Source organism: Bacillus cereus group sp. Bc031 (genome assembly GCF_027716265.1).
Lineage (GTDB): Bacteria > Bacillota > Bacilli > Bacillales > Bacillaceae_G > Bacillus_A > Bacillus_A paranthracis.
The window spans coordinates 92,571-107,222 of record NZ_JAQFUL010000001.1 but is presented as its reverse complement, the minus strand read 5'-3'; the positions used below and the strand labels follow the sequence as shown (position 1 = coordinate 107,222).

Genomic DNA, 14,652 nt, shown 5'->3' with positions numbered 1-14,652 from the left:
AAGGTTAATTTAAAATCTCTTCCAGTATATCCTCTGCATTTCTTACTAGTTTCGCTCCTTGTTGAATGAGATGATTTGTTCCTGATGCACTATCTATAAATATAGGTCCAGGCAGTGCAAATACCTCTCTATTTTGCTCTAGAGCAAGGTCTGCGGTAATAAGTGTTCCACTTCTTGATTTCGCTTCTACAACTAAAACACCTTTACTTATGCCACTAATAATTCGATTCCTTTTTGGAAAATACCATTTTTTCGGTGCATAGTGCGGAGGATACTCTGTTAATAACAATATATATTCATTCCACACTTCATATAAATATCGATTCTCTCTTGGATATATATACGATAATCCATGTCCTAGTATCGCAATTGTTGGGCAATGCCGTCTTACTGTAATTTCATGAGACATCGCATCTATCCCTCTTGCAAATCCACTGACAATAAGCCATTCTTTTTCTAATAATGGATGTAAAATAAATTTCAAACTTTCATATCCATATAAAGTCGGTTCTCTCGTTCCAACAACCGCTAATTTATTCACTTTATTGAGAAAATCTTTTTCTCCTTTTCCATATAATACAAAGGGAGGATCTTGTATTTCACGTAATAATTTTGGATAATCTTCATCCCATATTGTCATATAAAAGAATCGATTTTTCTCTAAATAAGATATATATTGTGGGAGATTTGAACTTTGAAGAAAATTTACTAATTCTGAAGATTTTTTCGAGGATATTCCAGTGTAACATTCAATTTGTTTTGCATTAAAATTGTATATTTCCTTCAATTCTGGATCGACATGTAATAGCCTCTCTATCGCCTTCCAATGGTCTGCTAACAAGTAATGAAGATGTAATAATCGTTCTCTTTTCATCCTAATTCTCCTTACCCATAATTTTTATTATGTTAACAAGAACTTTGTAAAAAGACACCTTCAAGCAAGAAGGTGTCTTTCAACAGATTAGTAGTTTTTACAAGTCTCAAATAGACCTTTTTCTTTTAAGACAGAGATTAGCGTTTCACCCATAACTGCTGGAGTTTCCGCTACTTTAATACCACAAGCTTCCATCGTTTTAATCTTTTCTGCAGCAGTTCCTTTACCGCCAGAAATGATTGCACCAGCATGACCCATACGTTTGCCAGCAGGCGCTGTTTGGCCGCCAATGAAGCCTACAACCGGTTTTGTCATATTAGCTTTCACCCATTCAGCTGCCTCTTCTTCCGCTGTACCACCGATTTCACCAATCATAATTACAGCATGTGTTTCTTCATCTTCATTAAATGCTTTTAACGCATCAATAAAGTCTGTACCGTTAACAGGGTCTCCGCCGATACCTACAGCCGTAGATTGACCAATACCTTCTTGTGTTAACTGATGTACAGCCTCATACGTTAATGTACCAGAGCGAGATACGATACCTACATGACCTTTTTTATGAATGTACCCTGGCATAATACCAATTTTACATTCATCAGGTGTGATAACACCTGGGCAGTTCGGTCCAAGTAAACGTGTATGTTTACCAGCCATATATCTCTTTACATTTACCATATCTAATACAGGAATTCCTTCAGTAATACATACTACTAAATCAATTTCTGCATCAACTGCTTCCATAATTGCATCAGCCGCAAAAGCGGGTGGAACGTATACAACTGAAGCGTTTGCGCCTGTTGCTTTCACTGCATCTTCTACAGTATCAAATACTGGTACACCTTCAATATCAGTGCCACCTTTACCTGGCGTTACACCACCGACAATTTTCGTACCGTATTCTATCATTTGCTTTGTGTGGAATAACCCTTGAGAACCTGTAATACCTTGAACAATAACTTTTGTATCTTTATTAACTAATACGCTCATTTTTCTCCCCCGCTTTCTATTAGCCCACTAGTGAAACAATTTTTTGTGCACCGTCTGCCATAGATTCTGCTGCAACAATATTTAAGCCAGACTCATTTAAAATTTTCTTACCTAACTCTACGTTTGTACCTTCAAGACGTACAACTAAAGGCAATTCAAGACCTACTTGTTTCGTTGCTTCAATAACACCTTCTGCAATAACATCACACTTCATAATGCCACCAAAAATGTTAACGAAGATACCTTTTACATTTTTGTCAGAAAGGATAATTTTGAATGCTTCTGTAACCTTTTCAGCTGTCGCACCGCCACCAACATCTAAAAAGTTAGCTGGATCGCCATGGTAATGTTTAATGATATCCATCGTAGCCATCGCTAAACCTGCACCATTAACCATACAACCGATATTTCCATCTAAAGGAATGTAGTTTAAGTCATATTTAGAAGCTTCGATTTCTTTTGCATCTTCTTCATCAAGGTCACGAAGTTCTAAAATATCCTTATGGCGATATAAAGCATTAGAATCAAAGTTTAATTTCGCATCTAATGCCATAACTTTACCATCACCTGTTGTAACAAGTGGGTTAATCTCTGCGATAGAGCAATCTTTTTCGATAAAAGCACGGTATAAGCCCATCATAAACTTCACAGCTTGTCCTACAAGCTCTTTTGGAATATTGATGTTAAATGCAATTCGGCGTGCTTGGAAGCCTTGTAAGCCTACTGCTGGATCAATATATTCTTTAAAGATTTTTTCAGGTGTTTTTTCTGCTACTTCTTCAATTTCTGTTCCGCCTTCTTCAGAAGCCATTAAAACAACTTGAGAAGTTGCACGGTCTAAAACAAGACCTACATAATATTCTTTTTTAATATCGCAACCTTCTTCGATAAGTAAGCGTTTTACTTCCTTACCTTCAGGACCTGTTTGATGTGTCACAAGTGTAGTTCCTAAAATGCTCTCTGCATATGTACGAACTTCATCTAAATTTTTTGCAACTTTTACTCCGCCAGCTTTGCCGCGTCCACCAGCGTGAATTTGTGCTTTCACTACACATACATCCGTTCCTAATTCTTTCGCCACTTCTACAGCTTCTTCTACTGTAAATGCAACCTTCCCGTTCGGAACGCTAACCCCATAGCTTCTAAGGACTGCCTTACCTTGGTACTCATGGATATTCATGGTCCCATCCTCCCCTGTTTTCCTGTTTTACTCGAAAAGTTTTTTAATGTTTAAAAAACATTACATTGCCATTGTATAAGATGATTGGCACGCTGTCTACAATAAAGTGTCAGAAAACTGAAATCGCTTTATTCTTTTTGGAAAATAGTAATGTTTATATGTCAAAATACAAAATAAGCTGCGTTTTCGCAGCTTATTTTTGAATCATATCTTTAATTGGCGCAAACGATTTTCGATGTTCTTCTAATATGCCATGCGCTTCAATCGCTTCTAAATGTTGTTTTGTGCCATATCCCATATGTTGTTCAAATCCATATGCAGGATACTTTTCTCCAAGCTCTTTCATCATACGATCTCTCGTTACTTTCGCAATAATGGATGCAGCTGAAATAGAAATACTTTTTGCATCACCTTTAATAATAGATGTTTGCGGAATTGGTGTAGGGAGTTTCATCGCATCAATTAATAAATATTGTGGTGTACAAGATAAATTCGCAACAGCATCTAACATCGCTTGTTTCGTCGCTTGATAAATATTTATTTCATCAATAACTTGCGGTGATACAATTCCAACTCCAATTGCAATTGCTTGCGCTTTAATTTCATCATAAAAACGCTCACGTTTCGCTTCACTCAACTTTTTCGAGTCATTTAACCCCGGAATATAAAAATCCTTAGGAAGAACGACAGCTGCCGTCACAACAGGCCCAGCTAACGGTCCACGACCTACTTCATCTATACCTGCGATATATGTGAGACCTTTTTCACGTAATGCATTTTCATATTTAGACATTTCTAGAAATTTTTCTTTTTCCTTTTGTGCTAACTCTTTTTGTTTATACCACTTCGAAATGAGCTTTTGTACCCCTTTTCGCTCATCTTTCATTAATATCTGAAAGCGGTCGTCCTCTTCACTCATAATTTCTTGTAGTAAATGTTCCGCCTCTTGAATCATCACTTTTTGCATTCATGCCACTCCCTTTATATACAAAAAAGAAAAGACGTACAAACGCACGTCTTATACTTCTTCTACTTTTTCTGCATCTTCTGTCTGCTCTGCAAACTCTTCTGGTGTTTCAAACGTCATTTTTCCAAGTTTGCCACCACGAAGCTCACGAAGTACAAGTTCAGATGTTTTATCATAATCAATCATTCCGCCGCCCATTAAACAGCCTCTATTTTTTCCAATCGCATCAAATAACTCCACGATATCTTCTGGAATGTCATTTAAATTATAGCGCTCTTTTAATCGCTCTGGGTAATGTTTCTCCATAAAACGTAGCGCATAAACAGCTACGTCTTGTAGATTTAAAATAGAATCTTTAATTGCACCAGTCGTAGCTAGACGTAATCCAACTAATTGGTCCTCAAATTTAGGCCATAGTATACCTGGTGTATCAAGTAATTCCATTTCCTTCCCAACTTTAATCCATTGCTGAGCTGTTGTCACACCAGGACGATCTCCTGTTTTAGCAATATTTTTCTTCGCTAACTTATTAATCAACGTAGATTTACCAACATTCGGTATCCCCACAATTAATGCACGAATCGCTCTCGGTCTAATACCTTTTGCAACCATTTTATCAAATTTCTCTTTCACTAACACTTTACAAGCCGCTGCAATTTCCTTCATACCTTGTCCAGCCTGTGCGTTAATTGAAATTGCCATATGGCCTTTTTCTTTAAAATATGCGATCCATTGCTTTGTTAAACGATCATCTGCCATATCCGCTTTATTTAAAACAACAAGCCTCGGTTTATGTGTAATAATCTCATCGATCATCGGATTTCGAGAAGATAAGGGTAATCGAGCATCTACAAGCTCAATTACAACATCAATTAACTTTAATTTTTCTGTTACTTGGCGTCTAGCCTTTGCCATATGTCCCGGGAACCATTGAATTACCATGTTGCCACCTTCTTTTTCTTTTATTTCACAATACGAGCATCTTTTAACGGCCAATATAGTATATTTGCCTTTCCAATCACTTGGTCCATTGAAATTGTACCAATCGAACGGCTATCTTTACTAAAACGACGATTATCGCCTAAAACAAATAATTGACCTTCTGGAACAGTTTTCTTTCCTGTCATTTCTTCAAGAGTGAAATCATATGTAAGCGGTCCGTCAGCAATTTGTTTTTTCTGCTTGTCTAAATACGGCTCCTCATAAGCCTTTCCGTTAACATATAGTTTATCATTACGATACTCTATTTCATCGCCTGGCAGGCCGATAATACGCTTAATATAATCTTTATCTTCCGTTGCTCGGAATACAATAATATCAAATCGTTTCGGATCTCCTATGTGATAACCAATTTTATTAACAATCATTCGATCGCGATCATGTAATGTAGACGCCATCGATACTCCATCTACGAGAATTGGCGCAAAGAAAAACTGTCTAATAACACCTGCTAATACAACAGCTATCAAAATTGCCTTGATCCATTCCCAAAGTGAACTCTTTTCTTTCTTCATGCTTTTCCCCTCCACGATTATGTAAGCTGATCGTATTATATCAAAATTTTATATAGATTGGAAAAAGGGAGCTTGTGCATTTACAAGCTCCCATACATGTCTTATCGAATTTCTTTAATACGTGCTTTTTTACCGCGAAGGTTACGTAAGTAGTATAACTTAGCACGACGTACTTTACCACGGCGAAGTACTTCGATTTTCGCGATTCTTGGCGTGTGAACTGGGAATGTACGCTCTACACCTACACCGTAAGAAATCTTACGAACTGTGAATGTTTCACTGATTCCGCCACCACGACGTTTAATTACAACACCTTCGAAAAGCTGAATTCTTTCACGAGTTCCCTCAACTACTTTTACGTGTACACGTAAAGTGTCTCCAGGACGGAATGAAGGAAGGTCAGTTTTTAATTGGCCTTTTGTAATTTCTGCGATTAATTGTTGCATATTAAATTCTCTCCTTTAAACAGATGCTCTTATAAAGTCTAAATAAATTACAGCGGAACATCGTTAATACGGCTACTGATTTCAGCAGCACAAGTGTTATAATAGCATATTGCTAAGGCTGTTGCAATAGAAAATATATCAAGCACTTATTTGCCTTCTTTAATCTGTTCTAGCCACTTCTTTTCTTGCTTAGACAATTCTCGTTCTTCTAGTAAATCCGGTCTACGCGTGTACGTACGACGCAACGATTCTTTATGTCGCCATTCATCAATATTTTTATGATTTCCCGACATTAATACATCTGGCACTTTCATACCACGAAAATCAGCTGGACGTGTATAATGAGGATGCTCTAATAAACCTGTACTAAACGAATCCTCGACTTGTGAAGCATGATTTCCTAGTACTCCTGGAAGGAGACGTACGACACTATCAGTTATAACCATAGAGGCTAACTCTCCACCCGTTAATACATAGTCACCGATAGAAATCTCATCTGTTACGAGATGTTCACGAATTCGTTCGTCATATCCTTCATAATGCCCACATACAAAGATTAAATGTTCTTCCTCTGCAAGCTCTTCCGCTTTCTTCTGAGTAAACCTTTCACCTTGCGGACACATTAAGACAACTCGCGGCTTCCGCTCTGTCTCTTTCGTTAAATCTTCTACAGCATCAAAAATAGGCTGAGGAGTTAACACCATCCCAGCGCCGCCACCATACGGATAATCATCCACACTATTATGCTTACTCGTTGTATAATCGCGGAAATTGACAACACGAAGCTCTACCGCTTCTTTTTCTTGTGCTTTCTTTAAAATTGAAGATCCAAACACACCTGTAAACATATCTGGAAACAAAGTTAAAATGTCAATTTTCATTATAGTAGCCCTTCCATTACATGAATGGTTACTAATTTATTCTCAATGTTAACTTGAAGCACAACATCATCAATATAAGGAATTAACAAATCTTGACCTTTTGGACGTTTAATTACCCAAACATCATTTGCACCAGGAGATAGAACTTCTTTTATTGTCCCTAGCGCTTCTCCTTCTTCCGTTACAACGTTGCAACCAATAATTTCATGATAGTAGTATTCACCTTCAGCTAGTTCGCCTAATTGATCTTCAGGCACTTTTAAAAGAGAACCTTTAAACTGTTCTACTTCATTTACATTCCCATATCCTTCAAATGTCAATAAATCAAATGTTTTATGTTGACGATGAGAAGTAATCTTTACTGGGAAAGGCTCTCCACCTTTTTCATTCGATATGTATAACGTATTCCCTACTTTATATCGCTCTTCTGGAAAATCCGTACGAGAAACCACACGAATTTCTCCTTTTACGCCATGAGTATTTACAATTTTTCCTACGTTAAACCATTTTGTCATAAACAGTATGTCACCCCTGGTTTCTATATAAATTAAGCATCCCCATTTCACATATGGAACATGCAACTTCTCTTTAAATGTTAAAAAAGGGAGAGGAATAACTCCTCGCCCTTTTTACGTTTATTGAATTTCCAGTGTTACTTTTTCACTATTGTGATGTCCCACTGAATACAAGAGCATTCGAATTGCTTTCGCAACTTTCCCTTGTTTTCCAATGACTTTTCCAACATCCTCAGGATGTACAGTTAATCGATACTTTATCTCTCCGTTGTAAAGTTCCTGTGTAACTTTTACATCTTCAGGATAATCGACAAGAGGCTTGACAATCGTCTCGACTAACTTCTTCATAGTCATTGCCTCAATTACTTACCTTGTTTAGATAAGTGGAATTTCTCCATGATACCTTGGTTAGAGAATAAGTTACGAACTGTATCAGATGGTTTAGCACCATTTCCTAACCATTTTAATGCTGCTTCTTCGTTGATCTTAACTTCAGCTGGTTGAGCAACCGGATTGTAAGTACCGATTTCCTCAATGAAACGTCCGTCACGAGGAGAACGAGAATCTGCAACAACTACACGATAGAAAGGAGTTTTTTTAGCTCCCATACGTTTTAAACGAATTTTAACTGCCATTTATAAAGCACCTCCGAATTTATTTCACACAGATAATTATATTAGCAAAAAGACTATTGCTTTGTAAAGTATTTTTTCTTAACAGAGCCATCTTTTTTCCTTACATGAATGGAAACTTCAATCCACCTAGTCCTTTTTTCTTACCTTTTTGCATTCCAGTCATCGTTTTCATCATTTTTTTCATATCATCAAATTGCTTGATTAAACGATTGATTTCTTGTACCGTTGTACCGCTACCTTTGGCAATGCGTTTTTTGCGACTAGCATTGATTATTTCCGGTTGTTCTCGCTCTAATTTAGTCATAGAACGAATAATTGCCTCAATATGCCCAATTTGTTTTTCATCAACTTGTGCATTTTTCAGCCCTTTAATTTTATTTGCACCAGGAAGCATTCCTAACAATTCATCAAGCGGTCCAAGTTGACGCACTTGTCCAAGTTGTTCTAGGAAATCGTCAAGTGTAAACGAAAGCGTACGCATTTTTTGCTCAAGTTCTTTTGCTTTCTCTTCATCAACTGTAGCTTGCGCTTTTTCAATTAATGTTAAGACGTCTCCCATCCCTAAAATACGGGATGCCATACGTTCTGGATGGAACGCTTCAAGTGCATCTAGTTTTTCACCCATACCAGCAAATTTAATTGGCGTATTTGTAACAGCTTTAATAGACAATGCCGCACCACCGCGCGTATCACCATCCAGCTTCGTTAATACAACCCCTGTTAAACCTAGCTGTTCATGGAAACTTTGTGCAACATTAACCGCGTCTTGTCCTGTCATCGCATCGACAACAAGGAAAATTTCATCCGGTTTCGCAACTTCTTTCACTTTCGCTAATTCATCCATTAGTTCTTCATCAATATGCAGGCGACCTGCTGTATCAATTAAAACATAATCATGATGATCTTCTTTCGCTTTTGCAATCGCTTGTTTCGCAATTTCAACAGGACTTACTTGATCTCCTAAAGAGAATACAGGCATGTCCAATTGCTTCCCTAATGTTTCAAGCTGTTTAATCGCTGCAGGACGGTAAATATCCGCCGCAACAAGCATCGGTTTACGATTATGCTTTTTACGAAGCAAATTCGCAAGCTTACCTGTCGTCGTTGTTTTACCTGCACCTTGCAGACCAACCATCATAATAACAGTCGGTGGCTTATTAGCAACAGCAATTTTGCTTTGCTCTCCGCCCATAAGTTCTGTAAGTTCTTCCTGTACAACCTTAATTACTTGTTGTCCAGGTGTCAAACTTTTCATTACATCTTGTCCGACAGCACGTTCAGATACACGCTTTACAAAATCTTTTACTACTTTAAAGTTAACGTCCGCTTCTAAAAGAGCTAGACGAACTTCTCTCATCATTTCTTTCACATCGGCTTCAGAAACTTTTCCTTTGCCGCGGATTTTTTGCATCGTCTGTTGAAGTCGGTCGGCTAATCCTTCAAATGCCATATTGCCGCCCTCCTAATCTAATTTTTCGATAGCTTCAACAACTTGTTTCATTTCTTCATTCACATGCTCTTCTTCGCTGATTAGCTGTTTTAGCTTTGCAACAAGTCGCTGTCGCTCTTGAAACTTTTGAAGTAATACTAATTTTTCTTCATATTCTTCAAGCATCGCTTCAGTCCGTTTAATGTTATCATACACGGCTTGGCGACTTACATCAAATTCTTCCGCAATTTCACCAAGAGATAAATCATCTAGATAATAAAGCGACATATAACTTCTTTGTTTTTGCGTTAACAACGATTGATAAAAATCAAATAAATAGTTCATTCTCGTTGTTTTTTCGAGCATGTTGGATCATCCTTTGTTAAGTGATTTCCCTTTACATGAATTAGTTTACATGGAGTACAAAAGAGTGTCAAGTTTTTTTCTTAACATCTCATATTTTTATAGAAAAAGAAGCGGAAAATACCGCTTCTTTCACTTATACTTCTTCTGTTTCTACTAAGTTCGCAAATAAACCATATACATATTGTTCTGGATCGAACTGTTGCAGATCATCCATTTGCTCTCCTAATCCAACGAATTTCACCGGTACATCCATTTCGTTACGAATTGCTAATACAATACCACCTTTAGCAGTTCCATCTAACTTCGTTAAAACAATACCAGTCACATTCGTTGCTTCACGGAATGTTTTCGCTTGACTTAAACCGTTTTGTCCTGTTGTTGCATCAATAACAAGTAATACTTCATGAGGAGCTCCTGGTACTTCACGCTCAATTACACGCTTTACCTTCTCTAACTCTTTCATTAAGTTTACTTTATTTTGTAAACGTCCTGCTGTATCACATAGTAATACATCTACTTTACGTGCTTTTGCAGCTTGTACAGCGTCATACATAACCGCTGCTGGATCAGACCCTGATCCTTGTTTAATCACTTCTACCCCAACGCGATCGCCCCATACTTCTAATTGTTCAATCGCTCCAGCACGGAATGTATCTCCTGCTGCTAATAAAACAGACTTACCTTCTGATTTAAACTTATGAGCCATCTTACCAATTGTTGTCGTTTTACCTACACCATTCACACCAACAAATAAAACAACTGTCAAGCCATCCTTTTGCTCATTAATTTCATTAGTAAAATCACTGTCACCTTTATAAATCTCTATTAATTTTTCCGAAATAACAGCTTGTACTTCTTTTGGATCTTGAATATTACGACGTTGCACTTCTTCTTTCAGCTGGTCGATTAATTCCATCACTGTCGAAACGCCTACATCTGCACCGATTAAAATTTCTTCTAATTCTTCGAAGAAATCTTCATCTACTTTACGGTAACGAAAGACTAAATCATTTACTTTATCTGCAAACGAATTTCTCGTTTTTTCTAATCCTTGTTTAAACTTCTCTGTTACCGTATCTGTTTGTTTTGAAATTTTTTCTTTTAGTTTTTTAAAAAAGCTCATACTGTCCCATCCTTTCTATTTGCTTGCAACTAGTTCTTCTCCATCATCTAAACGAACCGAAACAAGTTTAGATACCCCTGACTCTTGCATTGTTACACCGTACAATACGTCAGACTCTTCCATTGTACCTTTTCTATGTGTAATTACAATAAACTGTGTCTCATCACTAAATTTCTTTAAATACTGAGCAAAACGGGCAACGTTTGCCTCATCAAGAGCAGCCTCTACCTCATCTAATACACAGAATGGGACTGGGCGTACTTTTAAAATACCAAATAGCAGCGCAATTGCCGTTAAAGCACGCTCTCCACCTGAAAGTAAACCTAAGTTTTGCAGTTTCTTCCCTGGCGGTTGCGCTACGATATCAATACCCGTATTTAATAAGTCCTCTGGATTCGTCATAACTAAATCCGCTCTACCGCCTCCAAATAATTCAGAGAACACCGATTGAAACTCCATTCGAATTCCTTCAAACGTAGTAGAAAAGCGTTTTTTCATTTCTTCATCCATTTCAGTAATAAGTTGGTGCAATGTCGTTTTTGCTTCTTCTAGATCATCTTTTTGCTCTAGTAAGAATGTATGACGCTCTGCCACACGCTCATACTCATCAATTGCTCCTAAGTTTACTGTACCTAGCTCTTCGATGGAGAGTTTAATTAGTTTCACCTTTTTACGTGCATCCTCAGCAGGCATCACCATTGTATACTTCAGTTTTGCCGCTTCAAATGAAATCGTATATGTTTCACGTAAATGTTGTAATCTATTTTCTAACTCTACATCAAGTCGGTTTATTTTTACCTCTTGATCTTTCAACATCTCAAGAATGTATTTATGTTTACCTGTTGTTTCTTTCAGGTTACGCTCTAACTGTTCTACTCTCTCTTGTAACGATACACGTTGTTCACGACGAGAGCGAATTAACTCTGAAGTTTGATTACGATCATATGCTTTCTTCTCAATCATATTCGTAATTTGTTCTTCACCACTTGAATTCGATGTCATTTCTTGTTTTAAGAATGCTAAATCCTCTTTCGTTTTGACAAGCGTTGCATCGGTTTCTTCTTTTTCCTTCGTCAATCGTTCTACTTTTTCTTTTTGATTAGATAAGCGTTGTTGCTTTTCAGCTGCTAACACTTTTAACTCAGTCATTTCTTTTTGAACTTTTTCTTTCGAAGAATGTTGCTCACTTTTTTGTTTTGTTAAAGCTGTGATTTTGCTATCTAATTCCGTAATCTCTGCCTGAAGAGTCGCTAAAATCTTTTCTAACTCTTCTTTACGGCCTTGCATTTTCACTTGGTCTTGCAAGAACCCTTCAATCTCTAAATCGTAAATAGATAACCGATCATTAATACGATGTTCTTCTAATTCTAAGCGACTAATTTCTTCTCTTAATTTCTGTTCATCTACACGCTCTGCTTCTACACTTTGCCTTAGTTCGCGTATTTGCACTTCTTTTTCTTGAATCTCTTGTTTTACTGCTTTAACAAAGTTTTCTAACTTCGTTGTTTTTTCTTCCATATCAGTTAACTTACTCGTCCACTCTTCTAGTTCACGTTGACGTCCTAATAAAGATGATTTCGCCTGTTTTACCGCTCCACCCGTCATAGAACCGCCAGGGTTTACTACATCACCTTCGATTGTTACAATGCGATAACGGTATTGCAATTGTTTCGCCAACTCATTCGCTCCGCGTAAATCTTTTGCAACAATAACAGTACCTAATAAATTTGAAACTACATTTTCATATTTATTGTTATATTTCACGAGTTCTGCTGCCACACCTACAAACGATGGGTGCTGATTTACAATACGTAATTGCTCAAATGATAACGATCTACCTTTAATAACAGCTTGCGGTAAAAACGTTGCTCGTCCATGTTTATTTTGTTTTAAAAACGCAATTGCATTACGAGCATGTTCTTCTTTTTGTACAACTATATGCTGCATCGCTGCACCTAGAGCAATTTCCATTGCAATTTCATATTCTTTCGGTACCGTTAGCAGTTCTGCAACAGCACCCTCAATACCTTGCAACCTATTTTCTCTAGCTTTTAATACTTCACGTACCCCTTGATAGAAACCAGAGTAGTCCTCTTGCATCTCTTCTAGCATTTCTTTTCGAGAACGTGCCTGTTGTACAAATTGATATGCTTGATACAGTTTTGTTTCGTTTTCACTATACTGCGCCTTGCATTTCCCAAGTGCCGCTTCTGTCTTTTGTATATTCGAAAGGATTCCAGCTACTTTTTCTTTTACTTGTTCATAACTTTCCACAAGTTTTGTCTTTTTCGCTGTAATTTCCATACGCATTTCTACATATTTCGCATTTTCTTCATCAAGGCGTTCATTTTTTGAGTTTTGTTGTTTAGATTGTTCTTCAATCATAGATAACTCATTACGATGACTAGCTTGTTGATTTAAAAGTTCAATATAGTCACCTTTTAAATTCTCAATTTGCTCTTCTAAATTGTCAGCAAACATTGCAAGTAATTGCTCATTATCATGCAATTTCGTCTCCAACTCTTTTACATGATTTACAAATTGCATCAATACTTCTGTACTCGATTCAATTTCACCATCATAACTTGTAGCTTTCTCTGTTAATTCAACAATTAACTGTTCGAGTTGTGCACAATGCGTCGTTGCATTTTGCTTTCTCTCTTTTAATAGCTCACGCTGTCCTTCTAACTTTTCTAGTTCTTTACTAGAAAGCAAAAGTACTTCTTGCAGGGAATCTACAGACTCATCTACTGCTTGTAATTGGCCTCGTAATTCCTCTAGCTCTTCTTCACCTTTTTGTAAATGCGTTGACATTTTCGCTTCTTCGTTTTTATTATGCCCAAACTGATTTCGAAGCGCTTCCCATTTCTCATGTAATTCTTCAATTTCATGTACAATAAGCGCCGCTTCTACTTTCTCTAATTCTTCTTTTTTCTCGAGATAATCCTTTGCAATAGAAGCTTGTCTTTCTAAAGGTTCTACTTGACTACTTAATTCGTGAATTATATCTTGTACACGATTTAAGTTTTCTTGTGTGTCTGCTAATTTACCTTCAGCTTTCTTTTTACGAAGTTTGTATTTCAGCACTCCCGCCGCTTCTTCAAATACACCACGACGTTCTTCTGATTTACTACTTAAAATTTCTTCAACTTTCCCCTGGCTAATAATCGAAAAAGCTTCTCTTCCCATACCAGAGTCCATAAATAAATCGATAATATCTTTCAACCTGCATGATTGTTTATTAATATAAAAATCACTATCACCAGAACGAGATACACGACGCGTTACACACACCTCATTATATTCAATCGGTAAACGTTGATCTTCATTATTTAAAGTTAATGTTACTTCAGCAACATTAACCGCTCTTCTCGTATCACTACCTGCAAAAATAATATCTTCCATCTTTGCACCACGTAATGATTTTGCCGATTGTTCACCAAGTACCCAACGAATGGCATCAGTAATATTACTTTTCCCGCTTCCATTAGGTCCTACTACAGACGTTACACCTGGGACAAAATCGACAGATACACGCTCAGCAAAAGACTTAAATCCTGCTATTTCTAATCTTTTTAAAAACACGAAAGGCCTTCCTCCTATTCTCCGTTGCTATAAATGTTGTTTATACAAAAACAAACGATTATACGGATTTCATTTCCTTACATTGATAAACGAAAGGAAAGTTTCATTCTATGCACAAGGAATCCCCCTCATTCAAAGGGGGATTCC

General features: G+C 37.1%; 15 protein-coding genes. All 15 read right to left on the bottom strand.

Going from position 1 to position 14,652, the window contains the following annotated elements; genetic code table 11:
• Positions 1–4: 4 nt before the first annotated feature.
• The 15 genes from dprA to smc all read right to left on the bottom strand — a co-directional run bounded on the left by dprA (position 5) and on the right by smc (position 14,505).
• A complete protein-coding gene (dprA, locus tag PDQ33_RS00540) occupies positions 5–874 on the bottom strand; it encodes a DNA-processing protein DprA (protein ID WP_061131599.1) in 870 nt (289 codons plus the stop codon).
• An 87-nt stretch (positions 875–961) separates the two neighbouring features.
• Positions 962–1,864 carry a succinate--CoA ligase subunit alpha gene (gene sucD, locus PDQ33_RS00535; protein WP_000115178.1) on the bottom strand — a complete coding sequence of 301 codons (903 nt, stop codon included), beginning with the start codon at positions 1,862–1,864 and terminating at the stop codon, positions 962–964.
• Positions 1,865–1,883: 19 nt separating this feature from the next.
• On the bottom strand, positions 1,884–3,044 hold the full coding sequence (gene sucC / locus PDQ33_RS00530) for an ADP-forming succinate--CoA ligase subunit beta (protein ID WP_147776301.1): 1,161 nt from the start codon (positions 3,042–3,044) through the stop codon (positions 1,884–1,886).
• A gap of 193 nt (positions 3,045–3,237) precedes the next feature.
• Positions 3,238–4,011: a ribonuclease HII gene (gene rnhB, locus PDQ33_RS00525; RefSeq protein WP_270392328.1), complete on the bottom strand. Its 774-nt coding sequence runs from the start codon at positions 4,009–4,011 to the stop codon at positions 3,238–3,240.
• A gap of 51 nt (positions 4,012–4,062) precedes the next feature.
• Positions 4,063–4,953 (bottom strand): ribosome biogenesis GTPase YlqF, encoded by an 891-nt coding sequence (gene ylqF, locus PDQ33_RS00520; RefSeq protein ID WP_000236700.1) that lies wholly within the window; start codon positions 4,951–4,953, stop codon positions 4,063–4,065.
• Between the two features lie 20 nt (positions 4,954–4,973).
• Positions 4,974–5,525, bottom strand: coding sequence for a signal peptidase I (lepB, locus tag PDQ33_RS00515; RefSeq protein WP_000711857.1), 552 nt, complete (start codon positions 5,523–5,525; stop codon positions 4,974–4,976).
• Positions 5,526–5,626: 101 nt separating this feature from the next.
• Positions 5,627–5,971: a 50S ribosomal protein L19 gene (rplS, locus tag PDQ33_RS00510; protein WP_001186516.1), complete on the bottom strand. Its 345-nt coding sequence runs from the start codon at positions 5,969–5,971 to the stop codon at positions 5,627–5,629.
• 146 nt (positions 5,972–6,117) lie between these two features.
• Entirely contained in the window at positions 6,118–6,852 is a 735-nt protein-coding gene (gene trmD / locus PDQ33_RS00505; RefSeq protein ID WP_000686892.1) for a tRNA (guanosine(37)-N1)-methyltransferase TrmD, read from the bottom strand.
• Complete coding sequence (rimM, locus tag PDQ33_RS00500; protein WP_000170268.1) at positions 6,852–7,367, bottom strand: ribosome maturation factor RimM; 516 nt, start codon at positions 7,365–7,367, stop codon at positions 6,852–6,854. The genes trmD and rimM overlap by 1 nt, the downstream gene beginning before the upstream one ends.
• Positions 7,368–7,487: 120 nt before the next feature.
• Complete coding sequence (locus tag PDQ33_RS00495) at positions 7,488–7,715, bottom strand: KH domain-containing protein (RefSeq protein ID WP_000737403.1); 228 nt, start codon at positions 7,713–7,715, stop codon at positions 7,488–7,490.
• Positions 7,716–7,729: 14 nt separating this feature from the next.
• The gene (rpsP, locus tag PDQ33_RS00490; protein ID WP_000268750.1) at positions 7,730–8,002 is read right to left on the bottom strand and encodes a 30S ribosomal protein S16; all 273 of its coding nucleotides are present in this window, start codon (positions 8,000–8,002) and stop codon (positions 7,730–7,732) included.
• 100 nt (positions 8,003–8,102) lie between these two features.
• On the bottom strand, positions 8,103–9,452 hold the full coding sequence (gene ffh, locus PDQ33_RS00485; RefSeq protein WP_000863461.1) for a signal recognition particle protein: 1,350 nt from the start codon (positions 9,450–9,452) through the stop codon (positions 8,103–8,105).
• A gap of 12 nt (positions 9,453–9,464) precedes the next feature.
• A complete protein-coding gene (locus PDQ33_RS00480) occupies positions 9,465–9,797 on the bottom strand; it encodes a putative DNA-binding protein (RefSeq protein ID WP_000891062.1) in 333 nt (110 codons plus the stop codon).
• 133 nt (positions 9,798–9,930) lie between these two features.
• A complete protein-coding gene (ftsY, locus tag PDQ33_RS00475; RefSeq protein WP_000007646.1) occupies positions 9,931–10,920 on the bottom strand; it encodes a signal recognition particle-docking protein FtsY in 990 nt (329 codons plus the stop codon).
• Between the two features lie 15 nt (positions 10,921–10,935).
• The gene (smc, locus tag PDQ33_RS00470; protein WP_061131598.1) at positions 10,936–14,505 is read right to left on the bottom strand and encodes a chromosome segregation protein SMC; all 3,570 of its coding nucleotides are present in this window, start codon (positions 14,503–14,505) and stop codon (positions 10,936–10,938) included.
• Positions 14,506–14,652: the final 147 nt, after the last annotated feature.

Excerpts from the sequence above, each read along its gene's own strand:
- dprA (WP_061131599.1), bottom strand. The coding sequence starts at position 874 with ATGAAAAGAGAACGATTATTACATCTTCATTACTTGTTAGCAGACCAT.
- sucD (WP_000115178.1), bottom strand. The coding sequence starts at position 1,864 with ATGAGCGTATTAGTTAATAAAGATACAAAAGTTATTGTTCAAGGTATT.
- sucC (WP_147776301.1), bottom strand. The coding sequence starts at position 3,044 with ATGAATATCCATGAGTACCAAGGTAAGGCAGTCCTTAGAAGCTATGGG.
- rnhB (WP_270392328.1), bottom strand. The coding sequence starts at position 4,011 with ATGCAAAAAGTGATGATTCAAGAGGCGGAACATTTACTACAAGAAATT.
- ylqF (WP_000236700.1), bottom strand. The coding sequence starts at position 4,953 with ATGGTAATTCAATGGTTCCCGGGACATATGGCAAAGGCTAGACGCCAA.
- lepB (WP_000711857.1), bottom strand. The coding sequence starts at position 5,525 with ATGAAGAAAGAAAAGAGTTCACTTTGGGAATGGATCAAGGCAATTTTG.
- rplS (WP_001186516.1), bottom strand. The coding sequence starts at position 5,971 with ATGCAACAATTAATCGCAGAAATTACAAAAGGCCAATTAAAAACTGAC.
- trmD (WP_000686892.1), bottom strand. The coding sequence starts at position 6,852 with ATGAAAATTGACATTTTAACTTTGTTTCCAGATATGTTTACAGGTGTG.
- rimM (WP_000170268.1), bottom strand. The coding sequence starts at position 7,367 with ATGACAAAATGGTTTAACGTAGGAAAAATTGTAAATACTCATGGCGTA.
- PDQ33_RS00495 (WP_000737403.1), bottom strand. The coding sequence starts at position 7,715 with ATGAAGAAGTTAGTCGAGACGATTGTCAAGCCTCTTGTCGATTATCCT.
- rpsP (WP_000268750.1), bottom strand. The coding sequence starts at position 8,002 with ATGGCAGTTAAAATTCGTTTAAAACGTATGGGAGCTAAAAAAACTCCT.
- ffh (WP_000863461.1), bottom strand. The coding sequence starts at position 9,452 with ATGGCATTTGAAGGATTAGCCGACCGACTTCAACAGACGATGCAAAAA.
- PDQ33_RS00480 (WP_000891062.1), bottom strand. The coding sequence starts at position 9,797 with ATGCTCGAAAAAACAACGAGAATGAACTATTTATTTGATTTTTATCAA.
- ftsY (WP_000007646.1), bottom strand. The coding sequence starts at position 10,920 with ATGAGCTTTTTTAAAAAACTAAAAGAAAAAATTTCAAAACAAACAGAT.